The 1,473-nt window shown below is 77.7% G+C and carries 2 protein-coding genes; both read right to left on the minus strand.

Going from position 1 to position 1,473, the window contains the following annotated elements:
• Positions 1 to 39: 39 nt before the first annotated feature.
• Entirely contained in the window at positions 40 to 678 is a 639-nt protein-coding gene (locus tag ACIQOV_RS41165; protein ID WP_359899411.1) for a sigma-70 family RNA polymerase sigma factor, read from the minus strand.
• A 273-nt stretch (positions 679 to 951) separates the two neighbouring features.
• Entirely contained in the window at positions 952 to 1,329 is a 378-nt protein-coding gene (locus ACIQOV_RS41170; protein WP_401056232.1) for a hypothetical protein, read from the minus strand.
• Between the last annotated feature and the right edge of the window lie 144 nt (positions 1,330 to 1,473).

Raw genomic sequence — 1,473 nt, forward strand, 5'->3', positions numbered from 1 at the left:
GCCGGCGGGCCCGTGCCGCCCGACGGGACGGCGGCCCGGTCAGCCCGCGGCCGAGGCGGCCCCGCGCTCCGTCGGGGCGTACCCGTGCTCCGCCGCCAGCACCGGGCGCAGCGCCCGGATCGCGTAGAAGTTGCGGGACTTGACCGTCCCCGGCGGCACCCCCAGCCGGGCCGAGGCCTCCAGCACCGAGCGGTCCTTGAGGTGCAGCTCGACCAGCACCTCGCGGTGGTGCTTCTGCACCCGGCGCAGCGCCAGCGCGATGTCCCGGGCCACCACCACCCGCTCGTAGGGGTCGTCGGCGACCGGCCGGTCCTCCATCGGCTCGCCGATCACCTCCTTGGCGCGGGCGGCGGCCATCCGGTAGTGGTCGATCGCGATCCGGCGGGCGACCGTGAACAGCCAGGGCCGGCTCGCCTCCGGCCCGGCGGACAGCGCCTCCGGGTGCTGCCAGGCGCGCAGCAGGGTCTCCTGGAGGATGTCCTCGGCCTTGCCGCGGTCCCCGCCCGTGGCCCGCAGCAGCGCGCGCAGCAGGTAGCCGCCGTGCAGCCGGTGGATCTCGGCGAGCGTGTCCGGGTCGAGGGTCGGACGGGCCGGGGCGGTGACGCCTTCCGGCGCGTCCGCCGGACCCTCGGACGACGGGGTGACGGACGTGGGCTGGGCGACGGACGGCTTCGACACGCGCTACCTCTCAGGTCGGGCAGGGGCGCAGCACGGGCAGGGCGTGCTGGGCAGCGACCGGACATCCCCCGGCGGTGGCTGCAACAGCACACTGCCGGAGGCCGCCAAGTCCGCACCAAGGCAGCACCAACGCCCCCGCCCGGGGCACTCGGACCGGTCCCGGGTGCCACCGTTGGCGGGCGCCGACGACTGTTGGCCGGTCGTTAGCGGCCGTGAGCCGCGGCGCCCGCGCCGCCGCCCGGACGGCGCCCCGACCGCCCGGGCCCGGCGGTCTCAGCCCCCGCCGAGCGCCCGGAGCAGCTCCTGCACCCCGTCCTCACCCCGGTGCTCGATCAGCACCGCGACCCAGCCCGTCAGCCGCTGCCGCTCCGCCGCCGACCACCGCGGGGCCGACGGGTGCTCGTCCACCACCAGCGCCGTCGCCATGTCCAGCAGCGCCGTCGCGGGCCGCGGCCACCACCGGCCCTCCGGCACCACGCGCAGCGCCAGCCGTCGGGCGACCGCGATCACCTCCTCCGCCTCCGCCTCGGGCACCGCCAGCGCGGCCGGCCCGTCCGCGCTCGGCGCCCCGGCCCGCACCAGGGCCGCGACGAACTCCCGCGCCTCCGGCCCGTCCGCGGCCATGCCGCGTCCCTCCCCCGTCCCGTTCACGGGACTCACGCTCCTTCCGACTCGGTGGCACTCGGCAGGCGCCGGGTGCCACCGGATGACGGTACCGATCGGTAGCCGGTGGGGCGGAGGGTTTTCCGATGCGGACCTCCCGATGCGACCAGGGGTGCTCCGTGCACCCTGCCC

The organism is Kitasatospora sp. NPDC091257 (assembly GCF_044757675.1).
GTDB classification, from domain to species: domain Bacteria; phylum Actinomycetota; class Actinomycetes; order Streptomycetales; family Streptomycetaceae; genus Kitasatospora; species Kitasatospora lactacystinica.